Origin of the sequence: Vulcaniibacterium thermophilum, from assembly GCF_007923255.1 — a bacterium.
Taxonomy (GTDB): Bacteria; Pseudomonadota; Gammaproteobacteria; order Xanthomonadales; family Xanthomonadaceae; genus Lysobacter_F; species Lysobacter_F thermophilum.
This window is the reverse complement of sequence record NZ_VOHJ01000023.1, coordinates 23,332-45,315: the sequence shown is the minus strand read 5'-3', so window position 1 is coordinate 45,315 and position 21,984 is coordinate 23,332. Positions and strand designations below refer to the sequence as shown.

28 protein-coding genes are annotated in these 21,984 nt (G+C 73.9%); 12 read left to right on the top strand and 16 right to left on the bottom strand.

The genetic code is table 11. The annotated features are described in order from the left end of the window. The 3 genes from FQY64_RS10285 to FQY64_RS10275 form a co-directional block, all read left to right on the top strand. On the top strand, window positions 1-417 hold a 417-nt coding region (locus FQY64_RS10285; protein WP_186760929.1), incomplete at its 5' end, for a thioredoxin family protein. Between the two features lie 17 nt (window positions 418-434). Next, window positions 435-1,073 carry a thioredoxin family protein gene (locus FQY64_RS10280; protein WP_146474181.1) on the top strand — a complete coding sequence of 213 codons (639 nt, stop codon included), beginning with the start codon at window positions 435-437 and terminating at the stop codon, window positions 1,071-1,073. Window positions 1,074-1,192: 119 nt separating this feature from the next. After that, complete coding sequence (locus FQY64_RS10275; protein ID WP_146474180.1) at window positions 1,193-1,609, top strand: hypothetical protein; 417 nt, start codon at window positions 1,193-1,195, stop codon at window positions 1,607-1,609. A 352-nt stretch (window positions 1,610-1,961) separates the two neighbouring features. Here the strand turns inward: FQY64_RS10275 and FQY64_RS10270 are convergent, their stop codons facing one another. Genes FQY64_RS10270 through FQY64_RS10255 form a run of 4 tightly spaced genes read right to left on the bottom strand, consistent with a single transcriptional unit; the run spans window position 1,962 to window position 5,412 of the window. Continuing rightward, window positions 1,962-2,741, bottom strand: coding sequence for a LytR/AlgR family response regulator transcription factor (locus tag FQY64_RS10270; protein WP_146474179.1), 780 nt, complete (start codon window positions 2,739-2,741; stop codon window positions 1,962-1,964). After that, the gene (locus FQY64_RS10265) at window positions 2,738-3,826 is read right to left on the bottom strand and encodes a sensor histidine kinase (protein WP_146474178.1); all 1,089 of its coding nucleotides are present in this window, start codon (window positions 3,824-3,826) and stop codon (window positions 2,738-2,740) included. Before FQY64_RS10265 ends, FQY64_RS10270 begins: the two co-directional genes overlap by 4 nt. Before the next feature lie 32 nt (window positions 3,827-3,858). Beyond that, on the bottom strand, window positions 3,859-4,707 hold the full coding sequence (locus tag FQY64_RS10260; protein ID WP_146474177.1) for a DUF2306 domain-containing protein: 849 nt from the start codon (window positions 4,705-4,707) through the stop codon (window positions 3,859-3,861). Window positions 4,708-4,713: 6 nt separating this feature from the next. Further along, window positions 4,714-5,412: a DUF2306 domain-containing protein gene (locus FQY64_RS10255; RefSeq protein ID WP_186760927.1), complete on the bottom strand. Its 699-nt coding sequence runs from the start codon at window positions 5,410-5,412 to the stop codon at window positions 4,714-4,716. On the opposite strand from FQY64_RS10255, the gene FQY64_RS14770 reads away from it, so the two are divergent. Next, window positions 5,411-5,650 (top strand): hypothetical protein, encoded by a 240-nt coding sequence (locus FQY64_RS14770; protein WP_186760925.1) that lies wholly within the window; start codon window positions 5,411-5,413, stop codon window positions 5,648-5,650. The two genes, FQY64_RS10255 and FQY64_RS14770, sit on opposite strands and share 2 nt — an antisense overlap. 41 nt (window positions 5,651-5,691) lie before the next feature. Then, on the top strand, window positions 5,692-6,141 hold the full coding sequence (locus FQY64_RS10250; RefSeq protein WP_146474175.1) for a DMT family transporter: 450 nt from the start codon (window positions 5,692-5,694) through the stop codon (window positions 6,139-6,141). Between the two features lie 22 nt (window positions 6,142-6,163). On the opposite strand, the gene FQY64_RS10245 is transcribed toward FQY64_RS10250, so the two are convergent. Further along, on the bottom strand, window positions 6,164-6,982 hold the full coding sequence (locus tag FQY64_RS10245) for a hypothetical protein (protein WP_146474174.1): 819 nt from the start codon (window positions 6,980-6,982) through the stop codon (window positions 6,164-6,166). A 272-nt stretch (window positions 6,983-7,254) separates the two neighbouring features. Here FQY64_RS10245 and FQY64_RS10240 point away from each other — a divergent pair, with 272 nt between their 5' ends. From FQY64_RS10240 to FQY64_RS10230, 3 genes are read left to right on the top strand one after another with little or no spacing between them, the layout of a single operon-like run. Further along, window positions 7,255-7,962, top strand: a complete 708-nt coding sequence (locus FQY64_RS10240) for an iron-containing redox enzyme family protein (RefSeq protein WP_186760923.1) — start codon at window positions 7,255-7,257, stop codon at window positions 7,960-7,962. Then, window positions 7,959-8,378, top strand: a complete 420-nt coding sequence (locus tag FQY64_RS10235; protein WP_229814938.1) for a VOC family protein — start codon at window positions 7,959-7,961, stop codon at window positions 8,376-8,378. Before FQY64_RS10240 ends, FQY64_RS10235 begins: the two co-directional genes overlap by 4 nt. Window positions 8,379-8,387: 9 nt before the next feature. Then, entirely contained in the window at window positions 8,388-9,749 is a 1,362-nt protein-coding gene (locus FQY64_RS10230; RefSeq protein ID WP_146474171.1) for an aspartate aminotransferase family protein, read from the top strand. Window positions 9,750-10,071: 322 nt separating this feature from the next. On the opposite strand, the gene FQY64_RS10225 is transcribed toward FQY64_RS10230, so the two are convergent. Further along, window positions 10,072-10,275 (bottom strand): hypothetical protein, encoded by a 204-nt coding sequence (locus tag FQY64_RS10225; RefSeq protein ID WP_146474170.1) that lies wholly within the window; start codon window positions 10,273-10,275, stop codon window positions 10,072-10,074. Between the two features lie 198 nt (window positions 10,276-10,473). On the opposite strand from FQY64_RS10225, the gene FQY64_RS10220 reads away from it, so the two are divergent. Further along, window positions 10,474-11,364, top strand: coding sequence for a pirin family protein (locus tag FQY64_RS10220; protein WP_386112962.1), 891 nt, complete (start codon window positions 10,474-10,476; stop codon window positions 11,362-11,364). 33 nt (window positions 11,365-11,397) lie between these two features. Here the strand turns inward: FQY64_RS10220 and FQY64_RS10215 are convergent, their stop codons facing one another. From FQY64_RS10215 to pdxR, 8 genes are all read right to left on the bottom strand, one after another. Continuing rightward, window positions 11,398-11,805 carry a response regulator gene (locus tag FQY64_RS10215; RefSeq protein ID WP_146474168.1) on the bottom strand — a complete coding sequence of 136 codons (408 nt, stop codon included), beginning with the start codon at window positions 11,803-11,805 and terminating at the stop codon, window positions 11,398-11,400. Between the two features lie 72 nt (window positions 11,806-11,877). Then, a complete protein-coding gene (locus tag FQY64_RS10210; protein WP_146474167.1) occupies window positions 11,878-12,138 on the bottom strand; it encodes a hypothetical protein in 261 nt (86 codons plus the stop codon). A gap of 127 nt (window positions 12,139-12,265) precedes the next feature. Beyond that, window positions 12,266-12,553 (bottom strand): hypothetical protein, encoded by a 288-nt coding sequence (locus tag FQY64_RS10205; protein ID WP_146474166.1) that lies wholly within the window; start codon window positions 12,551-12,553, stop codon window positions 12,266-12,268. A gap of 175 nt (window positions 12,554-12,728) precedes the next feature. Continuing rightward, on the bottom strand, window positions 12,729-12,968 hold the full coding sequence (locus FQY64_RS10200; RefSeq protein ID WP_146474165.1) for a hypothetical protein: 240 nt from the start codon (window positions 12,966-12,968) through the stop codon (window positions 12,729-12,731). Between the two features lie 208 nt (window positions 12,969-13,176). Then, window positions 13,177-13,944, bottom strand: coding sequence for a phytanoyl-CoA dioxygenase family protein (locus tag FQY64_RS10195; RefSeq protein WP_146474164.1), 768 nt, complete (start codon window positions 13,942-13,944; stop codon window positions 13,177-13,179). Window positions 13,945-14,031: 87 nt separating this feature from the next. Beyond that, window positions 14,032-14,511, bottom strand: coding sequence for a hypothetical protein (locus tag FQY64_RS10190; RefSeq protein WP_146474163.1), 480 nt, complete (start codon window positions 14,509-14,511; stop codon window positions 14,032-14,034). Continuing rightward, on the bottom strand, window positions 14,508-15,473 hold the full coding sequence (locus FQY64_RS10185) for an alpha/beta fold hydrolase (RefSeq protein ID WP_146474162.1): 966 nt from the start codon (window positions 15,471-15,473) through the stop codon (window positions 14,508-14,510). The genes FQY64_RS10190 and FQY64_RS10185 overlap by 4 nt, the downstream gene beginning before the upstream one ends. Before the next feature lie 72 nt (window positions 15,474-15,545). Continuing rightward, entirely contained in the window at window positions 15,546-17,006 is a 1,461-nt protein-coding gene (pdxR, locus tag FQY64_RS10180) for a MocR-like pyridoxine biosynthesis transcription factor PdxR (RefSeq protein ID WP_146474161.1), read from the bottom strand. A gap of 153 nt (window positions 17,007-17,159) precedes the next feature. On the opposite strand from pdxR, the gene FQY64_RS10175 reads away from it, so the two are divergent. The 3 genes from FQY64_RS10175 to FQY64_RS10165 all read left to right on the top strand — a co-directional run bounded on the left by FQY64_RS10175 (window position 17,160) and on the right by FQY64_RS10165 (window position 20,062). Beyond that, on the top strand, window positions 17,160-17,762 hold the full coding sequence (locus FQY64_RS10175) for a hypothetical protein (RefSeq protein WP_146474160.1): 603 nt from the start codon (window positions 17,160-17,162) through the stop codon (window positions 17,760-17,762). Next, entirely contained in the window at window positions 17,759-19,237 is a 1,479-nt protein-coding gene (locus tag FQY64_RS10170; RefSeq protein WP_484606952.1) for an XVIPCD domain-containing protein, read from the top strand. Before FQY64_RS10175 ends, FQY64_RS10170 begins: the two co-directional genes overlap by 4 nt. Before the next feature lie 342 nt (window positions 19,238-19,579). Continuing rightward, window positions 19,580-20,062 carry a cupin domain-containing protein gene (locus FQY64_RS10165; protein ID WP_146474158.1) on the top strand — a complete coding sequence of 161 codons (483 nt, stop codon included), beginning with the start codon at window positions 19,580-19,582 and terminating at the stop codon, window positions 20,060-20,062. Here FQY64_RS10165 and FQY64_RS10160 read toward each other — a convergent pair. After that, window positions 20,056-21,051: a hypothetical protein gene (locus tag FQY64_RS10160; RefSeq protein WP_146474157.1), complete on the bottom strand. Its 996-nt coding sequence runs from the start codon at window positions 21,049-21,051 to the stop codon at window positions 20,056-20,058. The two genes, FQY64_RS10165 and FQY64_RS10160, sit on opposite strands and share 7 nt — an antisense overlap. Further along, window positions 21,048-21,947: a hypothetical protein gene (locus FQY64_RS10155; protein WP_146474156.1), complete on the bottom strand. Its 900-nt coding sequence runs from the start codon at window positions 21,945-21,947 to the stop codon at window positions 21,048-21,050. Before FQY64_RS10155 ends, FQY64_RS10160 begins: the two co-directional genes overlap by 4 nt. Window positions 21,948-21,984 lie beyond the last annotated feature (37 nt).

The following is a 21,984-nucleotide window of genomic DNA, read 5'->3' as shown; positions in this document are numbered from 1 at the left end:
ACGGCGCTGCTGGCGCTCGCGCTGCCGCTGTCGGCGCCGCCGCCGGCGGCCGCGGCCGTGCGCGCCGCGACCGACGCCGGCGCCGAGCCGTGGAGCGAGCGGCGTCTCGCCGAACTGCGCGCGGCCGGCACGCCGGTGCTGGTCAACATGACCGCGGCGTGGTGCATCACCTGCCTCGCCAACGAACGCGTCGCGCTGTCCAGCGACACGGTGCGCGCGGCGCTGGCCGAACGCGGCGTGGTCTACCTCAAGGGCGACTGGACGCGCCACGACGAGGCGATCACCCGCTACCTGCAGCGCTACGGCCGCAACGGCGTGCCGCTGTACGTGCTGTATCCGCCCGGCGGCGGCGAACCCCGCGTGCTGCCGCAACTGCTGACCACGGACGGCGTCGCCGACGCCATCCGTTCGATGTGACCCCAGGAGACCGACCGATGAAAGCCCCGCTGCTCGCCGTTGCCCTGACCTTCGCCGCCACCGCCCTGACCTCGTGCGGCGCCGCTCCCGACGCGGTCGCCGCCACCGCCGCCGCCGTCGTCGACAAGCCCGCGCCCGCGTTCACCCTGGTCGATTCGACCGGCAAGAAGCGTTCGCTGGCCGAGTTCGCCGGCAAGACCGTCGTGCTCGAGTGGACCAACCACGAGTGCCCGTTCGTGAGGAAGCACTACGGCTCGGGCAACATGCAGAAGCAGCAGCGCGCGGCCACCGCGCAAGGCGTGGTCTGGCTGAGCATCAATTCGTCGGCGCCGGGCCAGCAGGGGCACGTCGACGCCGCCGCCGCCGAACGCGTGCGCGGCCAGGCGCGCGCGGCGCAGACCGCCTACCTGCTCGACCCCGACGGCACCGTCGGCCGCCTGTACGGCGCCAAGACCACGCCGCACATGTACGTGATCGATCCGAAGGGCGTGCTGCGCTACGCCGGCGGCATCGACAGCATCCCCAGCCCCGACCCGGCCGACATCGCGCAGGCCACGCAGTACGTGCCGCAGGTGCTGGCGGAGCTGGCGGCCGGCAAGCCGGTGAGCGTCAAGGTGTCGCGGCCCTACGGCTGCTCGGTGAAGTACGCCGACTGAGCCGCGCGCGCAGCGGGGGCGGCCCCCGCTGCGCGAACGACGCCAGCGCCGGGGCGAGGTTTCGCGCTGCGCGTGCCCGCGATCGGCGACACTGTCGCTCCCTCCCCGGCAGCGATCGCATGTCACGCAATTCCAGACTCAAGCGTCAGGCGCGGCTCAAGCGCGAAGGCGCGCGTCCGATCCGCCGTCCCGTGCGGCCCGTGCAGCCGCACGCGACGCTGACCGACGAAGCCGGTCACGTGGTGGGCGGCGGCGGCCTGCGCGACCGCGAGTGGGTGATGGTGCTCGGCGGTGAGGCGGTGACCTCCACCGAGAGCCCGGCGCTGCTGCTGGCGATGCTGCGGCACACGCAGGCGGTGCTGCGCGAGGAGCGCGCGCTGAAGCTGGAGGTCTCGCCCGAGCTGCTGCGCGTGGCGACCGAGGAAGCGCAGGCGCACGGGCACACGCTCGACGAGCACCTGGCGCTGCTGGAGCAGGAACGCGCCGAACGCGACCCGGACGACGTCGGCGCCGACGGCGCCGCGCCGCGGCACTGAGGCGCGGCGCGGTTCGGCGGACGGGCCGCCGGTCGTGTCGCGACCATGCCCGGGCAGACGGCCACCGCCGCCAGCGCCGCCTTCTCGTGTGTGCCGACCTTCGCGCCGAAGCCGAGAAAGCCGCCCGACGCGCTGGCGATCTCTTGGCCGAGCTGCAGCAGGGCGAGCTTGAACGCACGCGCCGGCTCCGCCGGCAGCCGGGCATCGACGAGGGCGGCCACGCGCCGCAGCTCGCCCGCGAAGTCGGTCTGCGCGGCGGCCATCGACAGGGCGAGCTCGTTCCACAGCCGGCCGCCTGCATCGTCTATTCCATCATGGCTCCCCGCCGCGGCCGGACGGCGCCCGCGCGCTGCTACATCTGCCGGAACAGGTGCAGGTAGCGGCGGCTGACCGGCAGCACCTCGGCGCGGCCCTTGAGGTGGATCTGCGCGGCGTCGTCGACGCGGGTGACGTGGCTGACCGCGCGCAGGTTGACGACCACCGCGCGGTGCACCTGCGCGAAGCGCGCCGGATCGAGCTGCGGCAGCAGATCCTTCAGCGGCGTGGCGATCAGCGCCTCGGCCGGTTTGCCGTCGTCGCGCCAGGCCACGCGCGTGTACTTGCTGTCCGAGCGAAGGTAATCGACGTCCTCCACCGCGATCAGCCGCAGCGTCGCGCCCACCTGCGCGCGCAGCCAGCGCAGTGGCGCCGGAGCGGCGGCGGCATTTAGCCGGGCGGCGAGCGCGGACAGCAGCGCCTCGATGTCGGGCGCCGGGCGCGCGGCGTGCAGGCGTTCCTTGAGGCGGACGACGGTGTCGGCCAGGCGCGCCGGCTCGACCGGCTTCACCAGGTAATCGAGCACGCCCTCGGCGAACGCCTGCACGGCGTACTGGTCGTAGGCGGTGACGAACACGAGGTGGGCGCGGCGGCCGATCGCGTGCGCGGCGTCGATGCCGGACAGGCCGGGCATGTGCACGTCGAGGAAGCACACGTCGGGGCGGTGCGATTCGAACAGGCGGATCGCCTCGCGGCCGTTGCGCGCCTGGGCGACGATCGCCAGCTCCGGCCAGGCGATGGCCAGTTGCCGCGCCAGCGCGTCGCGCAGCAGCGGCTCGTCGTCGGCGATCAGCGCGGTTGGCCGGCTCGCGCTCATGCCGCGGGCTCCCGTCCCGGCAGTTCGAGCTCGACGCACACGCCGCGCGGTGCGTTGCCGCTTACCCGCAGCGGCACTTCGCCGCCGAACGCGAGCGCGAGCCGTTCGCGCAGGGTCGCAAGGCCGGTGCCGAGGCCGCGGCCGGGATCGGACGCGCGCAGGCCGACGCCGGTGTCGGCCACGCGGATGTGCAGGCGCTCGCCGCGGCGCTCGACCTGCAGCTCGATGCGGCCGCCGTCCTCGCTCGGGTCGATGCCGTGCCGCACCGCGTTCTCCACCAGCGTCAGCAGGGTCATCGGCGGGCAGTGCAGGCGAAGCGCGGTGGGGTCGACGTCCAGCGCGTACTGCAGGCGGTCGGGCATGCGCATGTGCATCAGCTCGAGATACGCGCGCACCAGGTGCACTTCCTGCTCCAGCGTGCCGGCGCCGGCGTTCAGGCGCGGCACTGCGGCGCGCAGGTAGGCGATCAGGCTGCGCAGCAGCGGCGCGGCCTGCGGCGAGTTGGATTCGACCAGCGCCTGCACGTTGGCCAGCGTGTTGAACAGGAAGTGCGGCGTCATCTGCGCCTGCAGCAGGTGCAGACGGGCGTCCAGCGCCTGCCGTTCCAGCTCGCTGCGTTCCAGCTCGAACGCCAGCGCCTGGTGGCGCGCCAGCGCGTCCTTCTGCCGCACCAGCGCCGCCAGCGCCACCCACGGCGCCAGCAGCACGCCGAGCACGGTGAGGGTGGCGAAGCCCTCCAGCCGGTCGGGCACCTGCCAGAACGGCGGCGCGCCGGCGTCGGTGGACAGCACGTAGATCGCGAACGTGGACACCGGCATCGCCACCGCCACCCCGAGCACCTGCAGCGCCCAGCGCGCCAGACGCCGCGGCAGCCGTCGCGGCCATTGTTCGAGCACGCCGAACACCACAAGGCCGATCAACCCCAGCGCGACGGTGCGCACCATCACCGACGCCATCCCCGATGTCCAGCCGAGGCCGAGCAGAAAACCGAGCGCCAGCGCGAACAGCAGCGTGAAGCGCACGCGGCTCCACTGCAGCACCAGCGCGAGGCCGCGCGGCTTGGCGGGAGCGGCGGAAGCGGGCATGGCCGCAGGATAGTCCACCCCGCCGGCGCGCATCACATCCGCGGCAGCCACATCAGCGCGGACGCCGCCGCGATCCCGACCGCCATCGCCAGGGTACACGCGCCCAGCGCGCCGGCGGCGGCGAGCTGCGCGCGCGGCGAATGGCCGGCGCGGGCACGCAGGTACGCCTCCAGCAGCGCCAGCGGCAGCAGGAACTGGGCGAACGCCAGCGTGGTCAGCGCCGGCCCGGTGAAGCTCTTCGGGTCGAACCCCACCGGCCCCTGGTTGACCACGATCCAGAACATCAGCCCGATGCGGAAGAACCACACACCGCTGACCGCCATGAACAGACGCAGCGCCCAGCGCCGGTGCGCGTCGTAGCGGCGTGCGCGCGCATGGCGCCAGGCGAGCGCGGCGAAGGCGACGATCAGCAGCGCGTTGAGCGTGATCGCGATGCGTTGCGAGTCGTCGCCGATGGTGCCGCGGCCCCACACCATCACCAGACCGCCGACGCTCAGCACCGCCGCGGTCAGAAGGTAGGCGCGCCCGTTCCAGCGGTGCAGCGCGGGCAGGCCGCGGCGCACGCGCGGGATCAGTTGCAATGCGCCGCCGATCACGATCGTCACCGCGAACAGCAGGTGCAGCCCGACCATCAGGTTGAAGAACGTCTCGCCACGGACGTAGCCGTGCGCGAGCACCTGGTTCCACGCCTCGGGCCGGCCTTCCAGCGCCGCGCGTCCGTAGAAGCCGAGTACGTAGGCGGCGAACACGCCCTGACCGAGCAGAGTCACCGCCAGCCATGCGGCCGCGGCGCGGCCGAGCAGCGCGGACGCGTGGCGCGTTGCCCACGAGGGGCGCGAGGGCCGGGATGCGCTCGCGACGGGCAGGGGTGTGGCGCTCATCGGATGTCACCTCGTCGTGGATCGACCGGGGAGAGCCGGCGGTCGCGCGCGCCGCAGCGCGCCCTCGCGCTTGATCAGCACGCGCGCCAGCCAGTACACGCCGACCGCGATCACCAGCAGCACCGGGACCGGCAGCAGGCCCGACTCGCGCACCGCCTCCGGAAACACCTTGGCCTGGCCGAGGAAGAACGAGGCGGTGGCGACGAACATCGCCAGGCACATGCGCCAGAGATGGCGCAGCAGCCGCGGCACGCCTTCGATCCGGCCGGCGCGCAGCATGCGCGCATCGAGCAGGCCGCCGCCGAGTCCGATCGCGGCGAACAGCAACAACGGCGGGGCGGGGATGCCGTTGACCGTGCCGGTGGCGCTGGTGGCCGCCTGCACGGCGAGCACCAGCGCGAACGAGCCGAGCGCGAGCGCGGCCGCCATCAGCGCCAGACACGGCACGCGGATCCGCGACACCGGCCAGCGCATGGCGAGCACGCCGCTCAGCACCAGATAGACCGTGGTCGCGCCGGCCAGCGCGTTGACCCGGTCGGGCTTGACGAACACCGCCATCAACGCGCCGCTGGAGGCCATCGCCAGCATCGCCACGACGAACACCCGCCCGCTGTGCCGGTGCAGCGGCGAGCCCTTGCGCGCGACCAGCGCCAGCGCCCCGGCCACGAGCGCGATCAGTCCGGCCACGACGTGGAGCGCTTTCATGGACGCCACCGGCGGTGAAGGGGCCTTCAGCATCGCGGGCCCGGCGCGCGCCGTGGCGCGCGATCCGACGGAAGGCGCCCTGCGCGGATCGGAATGCGGCGCTGGCCGACGGATGGCGCGCGAAGCCGCGATGGCCCGGCTGAGGGCGCCGCTGCGCGATGCGCCAGGGCGCCGTGCGGCCGCGGGCCGCACGCATCGTTGCGCGCCCGCGGCCGCCGGCGGTGGGCCGGCCCGCTAGGCTGTGTCCCCGCGACGCGTGTCGGGACCCCGAGGTGAGCGATGAACCTGAGCTTCCTGCTGTCCGCGCTGCTGGTGCTGTTCGCAGGCGGCATGATCGCGCTGCAGGCGCCGACCAACGTGATGTTGGCCCGTGCCGGCGGCTCGCCGGTGCTGGCGGCGCTGATCTCCTTCGCGGTCGGCACGCTGTCGCTGCTTGCGGTGTGGCTGGCGAGCGGCCACCGCCCCGGCGTGACGCCGTTCGCCGCGTTGCCGTGGTATGCGTGGCTCGGCGGTCTGTACGGCGCGGCCTACGTCGCGATCGCCGCCTACGCCGCGCCGCGGCTCGGGCTTGCCACGCTGATCACGATCGGCATCGCCGGCCAGGTGCTGGTGGCGCTGTGGCTGGACCACGTGGGCGCGCTGGGGCTGCCGCGGATGGCGATCAGCCCGGCGCGGGTGGCCGGCGCGGCGCTGGTGATCGTCGGCGTGCTGCTGGTGCGGCGCGGATGATCGAACGACGCGACGGGAGGCGTCAGCGCAACGTCGCCCGCGCGCGCCGCAGCGGATCCTTGATCGGCACCAGCAGCCGCCGGTAGACGAACGACAGCGCACGCCGCGAGCGCGGCACGCGCCGGGCGAGGCCCTCGTCGATGGTGTACGCGCACGGCGCGCAGAATCCGCACGGCCTGCCGCGCACCGGCGTGTGGCAGAACCAGGTCATCTCCATCAGCTCGCGCCAGCCCGCCGCCGCGGCCTGCCGGTCGATCCCGGACTTGTCGATCGCGAACAGCGGGAAGCTGAAATGGCGGAAGAGCGTGTGCTCGGGCGTGCCGGCGTGACGCGCGGCCACGCGCAGGCTGCGGTAGCCGCCGGGATGGTCGAACGGTTCGACGAATTCGCGCAGCAACGCCTGCACCTTGTCGTCCACGTGCACGCCCAGTTCCATGTCGGCGATCGCATGGCGCCTGCAGTACGCCGGAAGCCAGGCGTACTGGCTGCCGATGAACACGCGCTCGCGGACCGCGGCGAGCGCGGCGGCGAGCTCCCCGTCGACCGCGAGCGCGCTCACCGGGGTGACGCGCAGCGGCTGCAGCAGCGCCCGCGTGTGCGGATAGGTCGCGCGCAGGCGCTCGGCGATGCGTGCCATCGTGCGCAGTTCGGTGGCGGTGGACGCGCGCGCCGGATCCTCCAGGTAGTGCGGCACCACCGGCACCCGCAGGTGCAGCAGCAACTGCAGCAGACGGAAGGTGGAATCCCAGCCGCCGGTCCAGAACAGGTCGATGGCGTTGGCCGGCGATGCGGTCGGTTCGGGTGCGTGCGCGAACGGGTGCGTCATCGTGTGTGCGGTCATGCGCGCATTGTGGGCAGCGCAGGCGTTAGGCGCGGGCGAACGCGCCATGCGCGCATCGCGCCGCTGGCTCATGCGATCGCGCGCACATCCGCGGCCGTGGCGAACCGTGGCGCAGGTCGCAATGCGCCGCTTCCTCAGCGTGCGTTTGCCCTGTGCGGCGCACGCTGGGCTACCCTCGCCCGCCGCTCCGTCGCCTGGTCGTGCGCATGTCGATGCCTGTCCACCTGGAAGCGTCCGCGAAACCCCTCGCCGCCGTTGCGCGGCCTGCGCCCGTGCGGGATCGCGATGCGTTCTGGCGTTTCGCCGAGCAGGCCAAGACCGCGACCGAGACGCTGGCGCAGCGTCGGATGGCGGCGCTGCGCGAGGCGCCGGTGGAGGTGCTGCGCGAGGTGTGCACCCAGTACCGCTTCTTCACCCTCGACTACATCGGCGATCTCGCGCTGCTGATCGCGCGGCTGCCGTCCGGGCGCCTGCGCAGCCTGCTGGCGCGCATCCTCAGCGAGGAACTGGGCGAGGGCGATCCGGCGAAGGCGCATCCGGCGGTGTACGACCGCTTCCTGCTCAGCATCGGCGTGGCGCCGGAGCGGCTGGAGCGCTGCCTGCCGGCCAACCGCGCGATCCTCGACGGCCTCACCGCCGACATGACCCGCCGCGGCGCCGCGTTCGGCGTCGGACTGCGCGGCATGGGCGGCGAATGCCTGTGCCAGACGTATCTGGCGGTGATGCACGAGCACCTGCGCGCGCATCCGTACGTGCGCGCCCATGAGGACCGCATCGACTGGGAGTTCTGGACCATTCACACCGGCGAGATCGACATCGAGCACGGCGAGATGACGCGCGCCGCGGTGGACGACTATCTGCGCCAGCAGCCGGACGCGCTGCAGGAGCTGGCGCAGGGCTACGCGCACAGCATCGACGCATGGAACGCGTTCTGGCGGAACATCTTCGACGCGCAGGCCGCGCACAGGGCGCTGTCGTGAGCCGGATCGCGCAGTTCCATCTCGCCTTCCCGGTGCGCGATCTCGACGAGGCGCGCCGCTTCTACGGCGGGATCCTCGGCTGCCCGCTCGGACGCAGCGATGCGACCTACCAGGACTTCGACTTCTTCGGCCACCACCTCGTCGCGCACATCTCCGCCGAGGGCAAGCCGCTGGCCACCGGGCGGTTCGACGGCGAGGCGGTGCCGGTGCCGCACTTCGGCATGAATCTGGACCGCGCGTCGTGGGAAGCGCTGGCGAGACGGCTGAAGGCGGCCAACGTGCGTTTCCACGAGGAGCCGCATCTGCGCCTGAAGGGCAAGCCGGGCCAGCACGTGACGATGTTCCTGTTCGATCCCTCGGGCAACGCGCTGGAGTTCAAGTCCTTCGACGATCCCGAGCAGACGTTCATCCCCTGAGGAGCCGCCATGGACGACGCCCACCCCGACGCCGGCGCGCCTTCCGCGGCGCGGCGCAGCGACCGCGCGCACGTGCTGCATTCCTGGTCGGCGCATGCGACGTTCGAGCCGCTCGTGGTCACCGGCGCGGAAGGCGCGTATTTCGTCGACGAGAGCGGGCGGCGCTGGCTCGACTTCTCCAGCCAGCTGGTCAACGCCAACGTCGGCCACCAGCATCCGAAGCTGATCGCCGCGATCCAGGCGCAGGCGGCGAAGCTGTGCACGATCGCGCCCTACCACGCCAACGAGGCGACCAGCGAGGCGGCGCGGCTGATCGCGGAGGTCGCGCCGGGCGATCTGAACCGCGTGTTCTTCACCAACGGCGGTGCCGAGGCGATCGAGAACGCGATCCGCATCGCCCGCCTGCACACCGGCCGGCACAAGGTGCTGACCGCCTACCGCAGCTACCACGGCGCCACCGCGCTGGCGATCACCGCGACCGGCGACGCCCGGCGCTGGGCGTCCGAACCCGGCGCGCCGGGGATCGCGCGGTTCTGGGGGCCGTACCTGTACCGCTCGCCGTTCCACGCCGGCGACGAGGCGGAGGAATGCCGGCGCGCGCTGGCGCATCTGGCCGACACCCTCGCGGCGGAGGGACCGCACACGATCGCCGCGATCGTGCTGGAGAGCGTGGTCGGCTCCAGCGGCGTGCTGGTGCCGCCGGACGGCTATCTGCGCGGCGTGCGCGAACTGTGCGACGCGCACGGCATCCTGATGATCGCCGACGAGGTGATGGTGGGCTTCGGCCGCTGCGGCGCGTGGTTCGCGATCGACCGCTGGCAGGTGGTGCCCGACCTGATCGCGTTCGCCAAGGGCGTGAACTCCGGCTACGTGCCGCTGGGCGGCGTGATCATGCGCGATGCGGTCGCGGCGACGTTCGCTACGCGGCCGTATCCGGGCGGGCTGACCTACTCCGGTCATCCGCTCGCCTGCGCGGCGGCGGTGGCCTGCATCGGCATCTACCGCGAGGAGAACCTGATCGAACGCGCGCGCCGTCTCGGCGAGACCGTCGTCGGTCCGGCGCTGCGGGCGATGCAGGCCCGGCATCCGTCGGTGGGCGACGTGCGCGGGCTCGGCATGTTCTGGGCGCTGGAACTGGTGCGCGATCGCGCCACGCGCGAGCCGCTGGTGCCGTTCGATGCGTCCGGCGCGGCGTGGGCGCCGATGGCCGCGTTCGCCGACGCCTGCAAGCGGCGCGGCCTGTGGCCGCTGGCGATCGGCAACCGGCTGCACCTCGCGCCGCCGCTCACCATCGACGAGGACGCCCTGCGCGAGGGGCTCGCCATCGTCGACGAGGCGCTCGCCACCGCGGACCGGCATTGCCGCGGGTAGCGCGCCGCGGCTGGCGGGGTTGCGTGTTGAACATCCAGGGACCCCCGCCTGCGCGGGGATGACGACGCGGGACGTGGCCGGTGGTTGCGAACATCGTCGTCCCCGCGCAAGCGGGAAGGCATGGACGTTCGCGCGGCATCGGCAGTGGCGCGGCGCGCGATGGCGGGACAAGTCCCGCCCTACGCTCTCCTACGGAGCAGGCGGTGGCACCGCGTGCGATGGCGGGACGAGTCCCGCCCTACCGGGTCCCCGCTTGCATGACGAGGCGATGGACGTTCGCCGGGCAGCGGCGACCGTCGCGGCTGAAGCCGCGCCTGCAGCGTCAGTGGGTGTTGCGGCTGAAGCCGGCGCCCTTGCCGTGCATGGCGGTCGGCTGGCCTTCGGCCTTGGCGCCTTCGGACTGGTCGCTGACGTTGTCCTTGTGGGCCTTCTGCGCGTGCTTGAGCGTCTGCGTGTTGACCTCGCCCTGGTTGGCGGCGGTGTCGACCTGCGGGTTGCGGGTGTCGGGATTCTTCGGCTTGGTCATGGAACCTCCTGCGTGCGGCGCCGCCGGCAGCGGCGACGATGGCCAGCCTCGCGCGGGCGCCGTCAGGGCGGCGCGAGCGGTGCGTGCACGGCGCGTGGGGCCGCGACGGCGGTCGCAACGCGCCGTCGCGCGTGCGTGTGCGGCGGACGGCCGCGGGCGCGCTACCGTGGGTACGGTCCGCACGGGAGAAGCCGCATGCTGGAGCAGGTGATCGAACAGCGCCGCCGCAGCCTGGGCGGCTTCGAGGTCGGGCGCGTGCTGCCGGTGGTCGGGCGCAGGCACGTGGGGCCGTTCGTGTTCTTCGACCACATGGGCCCGGTCGACTTCCCGCCGGGCATCCCGCGCGAGGTGGACGTGCGCCCGCATCCGCACATCGGCCTGGCGACCGTGAGCTACCTGTTCGCCGGCGAGATGACCCACCGCGACAGCGTGGGCTCGGAACAGGCGATCCGCCCCGGCGAGGTGAACTGGATGACCGCCGGGCGCGGCATCACGCACTCCGAGCGCTTCGAGCGCGCGCGTGCGGAAGGCGGGCCGATGCACGGCATCCAGACCTGGGTGGCGTTGCCGGAGGCGGACGAGGAATGCGCGCCGTCGTTCGCCCATTACGACGCCGGCGCGTTGCCCGAGTTCGACGAGGGCGGCGTGCGGGCGCGGCTGATCGCGGGGCAGGCGTACGGGTTGTGCTCGCCGGTGCGCACGCATTCGCCGCTGTTCTACCTGCATGTCGAGCTGCAGGCGGGCGCGCGGCTGGCGCTGCCGGCCGAGCCCACCGAGCGCGCGGCGTACGTGGTGCGCGGCACGGTGGAAGCGGGCGGCGGGCGGCACGAGGCGGGCCGGCTGCTGGTGTTCGCGCCCGGCCGCCCGGCGGCCATCGCGGCCACCACCGCGGCCTGCGTGATGCTGTTGGGCGGCGAGCCGCTGGGGCCGCGCTTCATCCAGTGGAACTTCGTGTCGTCGCGGCGCGAGCGCATCGAGCAGGCGAAGGCCGACTGGCGCGCCGGGCGCATGAAGCTGCCCGACCTGGACGATCGCGAGTTCATTCCGCTGCCGGACGACCCGCCGCCGGCGCCGAATCCGATGTCGTGAGCGCAGGCGGCGCGCGGGCGCGAAGCGCGGCCGTCACTCCCGCCGCGGCAGACCCGCCATCGCCGCCAGAAGCTGCGCGCAGGAGTAGGGCTGGCGCAGCACCGGGGCGTCGCGCACGAACGCCGGCAGCGGGCCGGCGTCCACGGCGGTCGCGCATACGAACGGGATGCGCCGGCCGCGCAGGTGCTCGGCGATCGCGCCGGTGGCGACGCCGCCCAGGCGCACGCCGAGCAGGGCCATGTCCGGCGTGCAGCTCGCAAGCGTCCGCAGCGCCGCGGCCACGCTGTCGACCGGGCCGAACACGCGCATGCCCGAGTGCTCGAGCACCTCGGCCACCATCAGCCCGAGCCAGCCGCCGTCCTCGGCCACCAGCACGCTGCGGTCGCTCAGGCGGTCGGCCTGCGGCGCGGGCCGGCTTTCGTCGCCGCCGGCGGCCGTCATCGCACCCTCCGGGCCGCATGCGCGGATGCGGGAGGCGACGGCGGACGGCCACGGGCGGCGGGGGCGGTCATGTCAGGCTTGCGGATCCGGCGCGGCGCCGGTCGCCGCCGACGGGGGCGGCGCGGGCGGCGGTGTGGCCGGCGGTGCGGGACCGCCCATCAACTGCCGCAGGCAGCGGCCGATCTCGGCCATGTCCTCGGGGCTGGCGGCCGCCACCAGCGCCATCGCGTCGCGGCCGAAGCGCTCCAGCAGCGCGCCGTCGTCGTCGCCGATCGTCTCGGCGAAGCGCGCCTCCAGCGCGCGCAACGCGGCCTCGAGCTCGGCGCGGTTCACGGTTGCGTCCGGGCATGCGCGCGGGCCGCTCGGGCGCCGCGCGCCGCGGAATGTCGGGGAGCCACCGGGTGTCGCACGCCGCACCTCCCTCAGCGTGGAGCCTCCTTGCGGGCGCGGCGTCGGGCGATCAGACGCCGCTCGGTTCGGGCGCCGGGCCGCGCGCGAGCGGCCCCGCCTCGGGTGCGTCCGGGCACCAGTCGCCGGGCGGCGTGCCCAGCCCCAGCGCATGCGCCCGCTCGACGACCGCGCGGGCCAGCGCGGGGCGGTGCCCGTCGGGGCTGCGCGCCAGCAGCCGGGCGGTCTCGCTCCACCACAGCTCGCGGATCTCCTCGTCCACGCCGAGAACGCGGACCAGTTCGCCGACGTTGCACGTCAGCGCGGCCAGGTTCTCCTCGAGCTGCTCGATTCTCTGCACGGATCGGTGGGTGTCGCCTGCAACGGGTCCCGCGTCGGCATCCGCCGGCGGCGCCGCAGGGTGGGCGCGGCCGGTGTGGCGCGGGCCGCCCGCCGCTCGGGCGACACCGCCGCGTCCCTGCGTTCGAGGGCGTCAGGATCGTGCGCGCGCCGTGAGGGCGGCGCGACAGCAACCGTCAGCGCGGGCGCCCGGGGCGGGCACGCGCGGGCAGCGCGCGCTCGCCGGCGTGCGCGCCGTCCGGCGAGGGCGGCGCGATGTGCTTCAGTGTGCGCGTGGTGCCGAGCACCTCGATGGTGCCGCCCCGGTGCAGGAAGCGGGCGATGTCGTGGGCGATCTGTTCGTGCGTGACCGGGTGGCTGGAGGCGAGTTCGCTTCTGCGCACCAGATGGGGCTTTTCGCTCGGAGGCCGGGACATCGGAAATCTCCACTGATCGCCGCGGGCCACGTTCGAGCCGGATCGGCGCGGCGGCCGGTTCGGGTGGCGGCAGGGCCGTCGGTGCGGCCGGCGCGGCGGCGCATGGGAAGCGGTACGGCGACGGCCGGGCCGATTCCTTACGGCGCATCCGGACGGGCTGCCGGCGTCCGTGCCGTGCGAGGGCGAGCGTACACCCGTGTGAGCGCGGTCACGTTATGTCCGCGTGCAGGCGGCCAGGCGCGGCGGTGGGGCACGGGCGCGGCAGCAGCGGCGGTTGCGCCATGAAGCGCGGCGTCGCGCCGTGGTGGGCCTGCGCGGCATGCACCAGGAACGGGTGGCACAGGTAGACCGTTCCGGCCTCGCCGGTGGCCAGCGCTTGCGGCAGGCCGGTCATGCGCTCCAGATGAGGCGAAAGCTCGCGCAGCGACAGGCCGCGCTCGCCCGCCGGTTCCAGCAGCCGCGCCACGCGACGGTGCGACCCGGCCAGCAACCGCGTGGGCGCGTCGCGCTCGCCGACGTCGGAGAACAGGAACAGCATCAGCAGCGCGCGGCCGGTCGAGTGGCGGTCGATGCGCCAGTCGAGCAACGAGGCGGCGCCGTCGTACAGGCTCATGTCCACGTGCCAGCCGGTGTCCTGCGGCGGCGTGGCGCAGGGGAAGCGGACCGCGAACGTGCCCATCGCCCGGCAGGGCTGCCAGCGGCCGGAGCCGACGAGCTGGTCGAAGGCGCGGTAGAGCCGCGGCGTGTTGGCGGCGGCCACGAACGGCGGCTCGGCGAACATGCCGAGGCGGACGACCGGCTGGCGCCAGCTCGCCGGATCGCGCCGGCGCAGGCCCATCGCCTCCAGCCGGCGCCACAGGACGGCGCAGGCGGCGCGGGCGGTGGCGCGCGGGAACGCGCCCTCGACGCGGCAGTAGCCGTCGCGCGCGAACTGCGCGAGCTGGGCCTCGTCGAGCGGACGGGTGCGCGGTCTCATCGTCGGTACACGCTGGCGGCGCCGGCGAGCGCCGGCAGGTCGGGGACGGCGATGCAGGGGCGCGCGGCGGGCCGCCCACCCGCGCGTTCAGTGCGGCAGCGCGCGGGCGTCGGCGCTGCGCGCGCGCCGGCCGGCGACGATCAGCGCGATCGGGATGCCGACCAGGAACACGTGCGCGCCGAGGTTCGCCCACGCGATCGGCCACGGCGCGCCGGTCAGCGGCGCGCGCGAAAGCGGCACCACCACGCCGTTCATCAGCACGTACAGCAGCACGCCGTAGCCCGCGCCGGCCAGCAGCGGCGCGCGCGACAGCCACGCCAGCCGGCCGGCCGCGAACGCGAACGCCGCCGCCATCGCCAGCGTCATCGCGAAATGCAGCGCCAGCCCGAGCGCGACCGAAGTGCCGCCGAGCCCGAACGCCGCCCGACCCAGCACGCCGCTGGCGATCGCCTGCACCACCACCGCGGGCGCGACGTCGCGGGTGGACCAGATCGCGATCGCATAGACGATGTCGAGCGCGCCGGCGAGCAGGCCGGCGGCCACCCAGCGGCGGGGCGCGCCGTTCACGGCGCGCCTCCCGCGGCGCGCGCGGGCGGTGCGGCGGCCGCGTCGCAGCAGGTTTCGAGGAACTCCGCGAGCGCGGCGTCGAACTTCGCGGGCTGATCGACGAACACGCCGTGGCCCGCCCCTTCGATCGCCACGAAGCGGCCGTGGCGGAGCTGCCCGGCGAGCTCGCGCTGCGCGTCCAGGTGGCCCGCCGTGGGGGAGGCGACCACCAGCACCGGCACCGTCACCGTCGCGAACGCGGCGCGCCGGTCCTTGCCGTAGAAGCCGAGCGCGAGCGTGGCCACGCCGGTGGGCACCGGCGTGGCCATCGCCACCCGCACCAGACGTTCGATGCGGTCCGGCGGCAGCGGCCTGGCGAAGATCGCGCGCATCATGCCGCGCAGGTAGGGCTCCGGATGCGTCGCGTACACGTGCAGGCGCTCCAGCAGTTGTTCCACCAGCGCCGGCTGCTCGCGCACGCCGCGCGGGCCGGGCGCGATCGGCGCATCGACCAGCACGATGCCGGCCAGATCGGCGCTGCCGTAGCGTTCGACGTAGGCGGCCACGTCCTGCACCGCCAGCGACCACGCCACCACCACCACGCGTTGCAGCCGCAGCGCCTGGATCACCTCGCGCAGGTCGGCGGCCTTGCCGTCGGGGGTGTTGCCCTGCGTGGTCTTGCTCGACCGGCCCTGCGAGCGCGGATCGATCGCGACCACCCGGTAGCGCGCGCCGAAGCGCGCGAGCTGCGCTTCCCAGATGTCCGCGTCCATGCCCCAACCGGGCACGAACAGCAGCGCGAGCGCGGCATCGCGCGGCCCGGCGGCGCGGTAATACAGCTCGGCGCCGTCCGCGGCGACGACCACGCCGGATTCGCCCGGCGGCTGCGTCGGCAGCGGTTCGGCATTGGCGGCCAGCGAAACGGCGGCCAGCGAGAGCGGCAGCAGGGTGCGCAGACGGACGAGCTGGAAGAAGGAGAACATCGGTCGGGCGGCAGGCGGAGAGACCTCATCCTGCGTCAGCGGCGCGCATGCGCCGAGGCCACTTTCGCGGCGCTAGGCGAAGGCCACTCGCCGCGTCCGCGGCGGGCGCACGTGCAGCAGCGCGTCCTCCAGCAGCCGCAGCGCACGCGCGATGTCCGTCGCCGGCAGCGCGCTGAAGCCGAGCATCAGCCCGATCCGCGGCGGCGGCTGCAGGTAGAACGTCTCGACCGTGTACAGCCCCAGCCCGCGCCGCCTGGCCTGCTCGAGCAACTCGCGCTGCCGCGCCGGCGCGAGGCCGCGCACCCAGGCCATCAGATGCATGCCGGCGTGCGCATCCAGCACCTCCAGCGCGCCGATCCGCGCCAGCCCCGCGCGCAGCGCCGCGCGCCGTTCGGCCAGCGTGCGCACCGCCGTGCGCAGGTGGCGGTCGTAGGCGCCCGAACGGATGAAGTGGGCGAGCGCACTCTGCTCCAGCGCGCCGGTGCCGAAGTCCGCCGCCCATTTCGCCGCCCGCACGTCCTCGCGCAGCGCCGGCGGCACGATCAGGTAGGCCAGCCGCAGCGCGGGAAACATCACCTTGGTGAAGGTGCCGACGTAGAGCACGCGGCCGTCGCGGTCCATCGACTGCAGCGACGGCGCGGCCGAGGCGTCGCTGCGGAACTCGCCGTCGTAGTCGTCCTCGACGATCCAGCCGCCGTGCCGCGCCGCGTAGTCGAGCAGACGGCGGCGGCGCTGCGGCGAGAGCACCGCGCCGGTCGGGAACTGGTGGGAGGGCGTGAGATAGATCAGCTTGGCGCCGGCGGCGGGCAGGCGGTCCACGCGCAGTCCGTCGCCGTCGACCGGCACGCCGACCACCTCGGCGCCGTGCATCTGCAGCACCTGGCGCGCGCCGAAGTAGTGCGGTTCCTCCAGCACCACCGTCTCGCCCGGATCGACCAGCACGCGCGCGGCCAACGCGATCGCCTGCTGCGTGCCGTGCACGATGAATACGTCCTCGGCCGAGCAGACCACACCGCGCGACCGCGCCACGTGCTCGGCGACCGCCTCGCGCAGCTCGGCCAGGCCGGCGACCGGCGGGTAGTTCGGCTTCACGTACGGCGCCACCTTCGCGAGCGTGCGCTGCCACGCCGAGGACAGGCGCGGATTGACGTTCGGCAGGCTGTACTGGAAGGCGTAGCGCACGCCCGGGATCGGACGGCCCGGCAGATCGTGCAGCGTGCACACCTGGCGCCCGCGCCGGCTGTAGGCGCTCTGCGCGGGCAGCGCCGCGCTCGCCGCCGGGCGCGGGCGCGGCGGCGGCGGCGAGGCCTCGACGAAGCTTCCCGAACCCACGCAGCCGCGGATGCGGCCGCTGCTGCGCAGGCGTTCGTAGGCCGCGTTCACGGTGCGGCGCGACAGGCCCAGACGCAACGCCAGCTCGCGCGTGGAGGGCAGCCGTTCGCCCGGCCGCAGCCGCCCGCGCGCGATGGCCTCGGCGAGCGCGCGCGCCAGTTGCCCGTACAGCGGGCCGTGCCCGTCCAGAACCAGATCCACACGCATTCTCCGCCGCCCACGCGCGAGCAGTAGCGAAGCCGGCTCCGCCCGCGCATGTGCCGAAGGTCCGGCGCCGCCGTGCGGCGCGCGCGCCGGCTCGGGTTCGGGCTGCCCGGGTGTTTGCGGTTCTGTTACCTTCCACCTCGGCGCCTCATGGACGACGACATGCCGACCCGCGTTCGCCTGCTCCGCATCGCCGGTCTTGCGCTTTCGCTCGCGCTGACCGCCGGCTGCGCCGAAGACGCGCGCCCGCCGGTGCGCAACCACGCACCGAAGCAGGCCTATCTCATCACCTTGACGGTCGAGAACCCGCCGGCGCCGGTGACGGCGATCGAGGGGCATGCCAGCTATCAGGTGATGAATACCGAGTGCCTGCCCAGGGCCTTCTTCTTCGGTTACCCCACCGGCGTACGGGCCATCGCCGAACCCGTGCAGTTCAAGCCGGTGTCTGCGAACGTCTGGCAGGCGGTGGTCTACGCCGATCTGTATCCCGATCAGCCGCAGACGGACGAGCTGGGCGTGTGCGAGTGGAAGTTCATCGCCGCCGGCGCCGACTTCAGCATCGGAAAAATCACTCTTGCGGCCACGCTGAACGACGAAGAGATACGCGCTGGGGAATCCTCGACCCAGTACTACGAGTACGCCTGGCTGAACGACCCGGTCTTCGTCGGCGCGCGGGTCCATGGAAACACCCGCAAACGCGAGGGCAGAGAGACCTTTGTGGCAGTAGTTTCCAGCAAGGAGGTAGGACCATGACGGTCACCACACGAGCCTATGCGGCTCTGGCAGAAGGAACTTATGAAAGGCCGCCGCAGGATGTGGAAGTCGATGGCGTCATTTACGAAGTTGAGAAGACCTATCAGGGACGGCAGGGCTATCAAGCCACTTTGTATGTAAATCGGCAAACCGGCGAGTACGTGCTGGCCCATCGGGGAACGGAAACGCAAGCCGGCTTGGCAGAGCTGGCCCAAGATGCCGTTGCGACCGACTTGGGCATGGTTCGGACCAGTCTGAACCTGCAGACTGACGATGCGTTGAGGGCGACGTACGACGCCATCCGCATCGCCAGCGAAACAGGCGGCTCTTTTTCCACCACCGGCCACTCCCTCGGCGGCTGTCTCGCGCAGATCACCGCCAGCCACTACGGCCTGCGCGGCGAGACGTTCAACGCCTACGGCGCGGCGCGGCTGGCCTACTACCACGACGGGGTGATGCGGATCGTGCCGGAGGGCGGTGCGCAGGTGGTCAACCATGTGCGCGCGACCGACCTCGTCAGCGCCGCCAGCGCGCACTTCGGCACCGTGCGTGTGTACGCGCTGGAGGAGGACATCCAGGCGTTGCGCCGGGCCGGCTACGTCGGCGTGCCGCTGCCGCCGGCGATGCAGGCGGCGCGCGGCGTGCTGGGCGCGGTCGCCACCCTCGACGCGCACACCATCGGCAACTTCACCCGCACGCCGTTGCTCGATGCCGCCAACGAGCAGCGCTACCGCGCGCACCGCGCCACCATCGAGGCCTACCGCGGCGACGTGCTGGCCGTGCGGCTGTCGCAGTCGCCCGCCGAGTGGGTGATCCGCGGCTACGAGGCGGTGCGCGGCGCGGCCGAGGCGGAGGCCGAACGCGCGTTGCGGCAGGCCGAGCAGGCGCGCGGGGCGTCGATGCTGCGGCAGCTCGCGCCCGAGGCGCTGCGGCGCATGCCGCTATTCAACGACGCCGACGGGCCCGCGCGTCCGCTGCGGGAAGTGCCGCAGGCGACGCCGGCCGCCCCGGCGCCCGTGTCGGTGCCCTCGCCCGACGCCGGCCGCGCCGGGGTGCTGGCCGACGTGCGCGATCCCGCGCATCCCGATCACGCGCTCTACCGCCAGGGCCGCGAGGCGCTGGGCCGCATGTGCGCCGCGCGCGGACTCGCGCCGGGCGAAGAGCAGCTCGAGCGCACCGCGCTCAGCCTGGTGGCGGCGGCCAAGCGCGACCCGCTGATCGCGCGCATCGACGACGTGGTGCCGAGCGTGGCCACCGCCGATGCGCCGGCGGCGCAGCGGCTGTTCGCGATCTACAAACCGTTCGGCGAGGCGGCGCCGTACTTCCACATCCACGTCGATGCGCGCACGGCCGCCCACACGCCGGTGGAGGAAAGCCTGCAGCGGATCGAGAGCATGCGCCGCGACACCGCGCCGCCGCCCGCCCGCGCGCAGGAACCGGACACCCCCTCGCACGGCGCCCGGGTGTTGGCCTAACGCCCTCCCCTGCGTGCAGGGGAGGGTTGGGGAGGGGTTGCGTCGGTGGCTCCGCGTCGGTCGGCGACCGCTTCACCCCCTCCCAACCTCCGGCCCGCGCCAGCGGCGCGGGCGTTCGGCGGGCCGCGCGGCAGTGCCGCGCAGGCAGGCCCGCCTCACCCCCCTGCCAGCAGGGGGAGGAGTTCGCGCGGCGCCAGTCACGCGGGCGTTCGGCGGGCCGCGCGGCGGTGCCGCGCAGGCAGGCCCGCCTCACCCCCCTGCCTTGCAGGGGGAGGAGTTCGCGCGGCGCGCGCGCCGGCCGCTGGCGTAGGCTTGGCGGCATCCTCTCCCGAGCCCACGACGATGACCGACAACGCCGATCTTCCGCCCGTCGCGCTGCGCGCGGCCGAGCTTGCGCCGCGCACGCGTTCGCTCTACCCCGAGCCGTTCGCCGCGCGCGTGGCCGGACGCGAGAAACGCGCGCTGGGCGACCCGTTCGGTCTGCGCAACTTCGGCGTCAACCTCACCCGGCTGCCGCCCGGCGCGCAGTCCGCGCTGCGCCACGCGCACAGCCGTCAGGACGAATTCGTCTACGTGCTCGAGGGCCGTCCGACGCTGATCACCGACCGCGGTCGCACCGCGCTCGCGCCGGGCATGTGCGCGGGGTTCCCCGCTGGCAGCGGCGATGCGCACTGCCTGGTCAACGAAACCGATCGCGACGTGCTGTATCTGGAAGTCGGCGATCGCACCGCCGGCGATGCGGTCGAGTACCCCGACGACGACCTGGTCGCGGTGTTCGCCGACGGCCGCTGGTCGTTCGCGCGCAAGGACGGCACGCCCTACTGAGCGTCTTCGGCCGCATCGCGGAACGCGCGCGCGTACAGCGCCCGTCCGCGACGCGCGACCTCGTCCCACTGCGCCGGCGTCAGTGCGGCGTGGCGGTAGGGGCCACGGGCCCATGCGGTTTCGAACTGTCCCATCCGTCGGGCCCGCATCAGCGTGAGCACGTACCTGTGCAGTTCGGCCGCGAACCGATCGCGCGGATACAGCGCGGAGCCGCCGTCCAGCGCCTCGATGTACAGGGACAGCGCCTCTTCGTCGCCGCGCGCAAGCTCGGCCTCGAGCCAGGCGCGCGCGAGCCGGCGGCGGCGCGCGGCCTCCTCGATGTGCGCGGCCAGATGCCCGCCGTCCTTCTCGTACTCGTCCAGCGCGTACCCGACGTAGGCAAGACGGGCGTGGCGATGGCCCGCCAGCCCGGCGCGTTCGAGCCAACGCACGAAGGTGGATACCCGCTGGTCGCCGAGTTTCGCGCAGCTTTGGTAGGCCGCCAGTTCCTCGCGATACTGCCGCGCGAGGTTCTGCCGGCGCGCGACAGAGGGCTCGGGCGCCTTCGCCTCGGCCGCCACCATGTCGCGGTACTCCTCCAGCAGCACCTCGGGCATGCGTTCGCGCAGCAAGCGCGCGCAGTGGGCCAGCCGGCGACCGAGTACGTACATCGCGTCGGCATCGCCGCGCGCGGCCGGCTCGTGCAGCCGGGCGTAGGCTTCATCGGGCGGCAGCAGGTACAGGCGGTCTTCGCCCTGGAACAGCGCTTCCCGGCGCGCGCGCATCGCGCGCTCCTCCGCGCTTTCGGGTCCGAGCAGGGCGGACAGCTCGCGCGCCGCGGCGTGCTCCGGGGATCGACTGGCGGGCGCGAGGGCCGCAGAGGGATCGGGCAGCCAGGCTGCTGCGGTCTGCGGGGCGGGCGGGCGCGGCACCCGCACGCGGCCGGCGAGCAGGGCGGCGATGGCCAACGCCAGCGCGAGCGCGGCCAGCATCGCGTTTCTGCGCCTCATCGCGTCGTCCTCCTCCCGAATGCGATTCCGATATCGCGCGCCAGCGCCTGCGCGCGGCGGAGGCCGGCCTCGTCCAGGCCCTTGCGGTACTGCGCGTCGTAGGCATCCGCCGTCGCCGGCGGCAACGCGCGTCCCGCCGCCGTGGCGCGGTACGCCAGCCAGTAGGCGAGGGCGCGCACGCGATCGCGTGGCAGCACGCCCCACCGGTGCGCCTTCGCGCGCGCCGCCAGTACGCGCGCATCGCCCGCGCGTTCGAGCGCATTGAGCCAGGCGAGCGCGCGGTCGCGCCGGCGCGCGACCTCGTCGGCACGCTCCAGCATCTCGGCGGCGTCGGCGAATTCGCGGAACGCCATGTCGGCATACGCCAGACGCGCTTCGGCACTGCCGCGCCCGGCCGCCAGCGCGATCCAGCGTTCGCCCTGCGCGCGCGCCGTGGGCGGCATGCCTGCCGTGCCCTCGCACAGGGCGTCGATGCGGCGCTTCTCCTGCAGCACCCAGTCCAGCGTGCGCGGGTCGGCGAGCGGCAGGCCGTCGAGTTTCGCGTCCGGCCGATGCGCGAGCAGCCGCGCCAGCGCTTGGTCGAAAACGCCGTCGGGCATCGGCGTCCATCCCGGACAGGTGAGGTGGATCTCGCCGAGCCGGAACGCGGCCGCATCGTCGCCCTGCAGCGCCCGTTGCTCCAGCCGTGCACGCGTTCGAGGGAACGGGCCCTGCGGAAGCGGGCCGAATTCGCGACGCGGCCGCGCGTCCGGCGGCGCGGTCGCGGCGGCGCGCCGCGGACAGGGCGTGGAACCGCATGCCGCCGTGGAGGGCGCCTCGCCGCGCCATGCCAGCGGCACGGCGACGGCGAGGACAAGGGCCAGCGTGGCCAGAGCGAGCGCGAGTGCCCGGTTCATGCCGATTCCTTCCGGTAGGCGGGGTGTTCCGCCCGCC

Bases quoted from the DNA above. Each gene is read 5' to 3' on its own strand.
- FQY64_RS10250 (WP_146474175.1), top strand. From the start codon at position 5,692: ATGAACCTGAGCTTCCTGCTGTCCGCGCTGCTGGTGCTGTTCGCAGGC.
- FQY64_RS10170 (WP_484606952.1), top strand. From the start codon at position 17,759: ATGACGGTCACCACACGAGCCTATGCGGCTCTGGCAGAAGGAACTTAT.
- FQY64_RS10225 (WP_146474170.1), bottom strand. From the start codon at position 10,275: ATGACCAAGCCGAAGAATCCCGACACCCGCAACCCGCAGGTCGACACC.
- FQY64_RS10270 (WP_146474179.1), bottom strand. From the start codon at position 2,741: ATGAGCGCGAGCCGGCCAACCGCGCTGATCGCCGACGACGAGCCGCTG.
- FQY64_RS10260 (WP_146474177.1), bottom strand. From the start codon at position 4,707: ATGAGCGCCACACCCCTGCCCGTCGCGAGCGCATCCCGGCCCTCGCGC.
- FQY64_RS10175 (WP_146474160.1), top strand. From the start codon at position 17,160: ATGGACGACGACATGCCGACCCGCGTTCGCCTGCTCCGCATCGCCGGT.
- FQY64_RS10195 (WP_146474164.1), bottom strand. From the start codon at position 13,944: ATGAGACCGCGCACCCGTCCGCTCGACGAGGCCCAGCTCGCGCAGTTC.
- FQY64_RS10265 (WP_146474178.1), bottom strand. From the start codon at position 3,826: ATGCCCGCTTCCGCCGCTCCCGCCAAGCCGCGCGGCCTCGCGCTGGTG.
- FQY64_RS10165 (WP_146474158.1), top strand. From the start codon at position 19,580: ATGACCGACAACGCCGATCTTCCGCCCGTCGCGCTGCGCGCGGCCGAG.
- FQY64_RS10230 (WP_146474171.1), top strand. From the start codon at position 8,388: ATGGACGACGCCCACCCCGACGCCGGCGCGCCTTCCGCGGCGCGGCGC.
- FQY64_RS10215 (WP_146474168.1), bottom strand. From the start codon at position 11,805: ATGACGGCCGCCGGCGGCGACGAAAGCCGGCCCGCGCCGCAGGCCGAC.
- FQY64_RS10245 (WP_146474174.1), bottom strand. From the start codon at position 6,982: ATGACCGCACACACGATGACGCACCCGTTCGCGCACGCACCCGAACCG.
- FQY64_RS14770 (WP_186760925.1), top strand. From the start codon at position 5,411: ATGGACGCCACCGGCGGTGAAGGGGCCTTCAGCATCGCGGGCCCGGCG.
- FQY64_RS10185 (WP_146474162.1), bottom strand. From the start codon at position 15,473: ATGTTCTCCTTCTTCCAGCTCGTCCGTCTGCGCACCCTGCTGCCGCTC.
- FQY64_RS10255 (WP_186760927.1), bottom strand. From the start codon at position 5,412: ATGAAAGCGCTCCACGTCGTGGCCGGACTGATCGCGCTCGTGGCCGGG.
- FQY64_RS10275 (WP_146474180.1), top strand. From the start codon at position 1,193: ATGTCACGCAATTCCAGACTCAAGCGTCAGGCGCGGCTCAAGCGCGAA.
- FQY64_RS10155 (WP_146474156.1), bottom strand. From the start codon at position 21,947: ATGAACCGGGCACTCGCGCTCGCTCTGGCCACGCTGGCCCTTGTCCTC.
- FQY64_RS10280 (WP_146474181.1), top strand. From the start codon at position 435: ATGAAAGCCCCGCTGCTCGCCGTTGCCCTGACCTTCGCCGCCACCGCC.
- FQY64_RS10200 (WP_146474165.1), bottom strand. From the start codon at position 12,968: ATGTCCCGGCCTCCGAGCGAAAAGCCCCATCTGGTGCGCAGAAGCGAA.
- FQY64_RS10160 (WP_146474157.1), bottom strand. From the start codon at position 21,051: ATGAGGCGCAGAAACGCGATGCTGGCCGCGCTCGCGCTGGCGTTGGCC.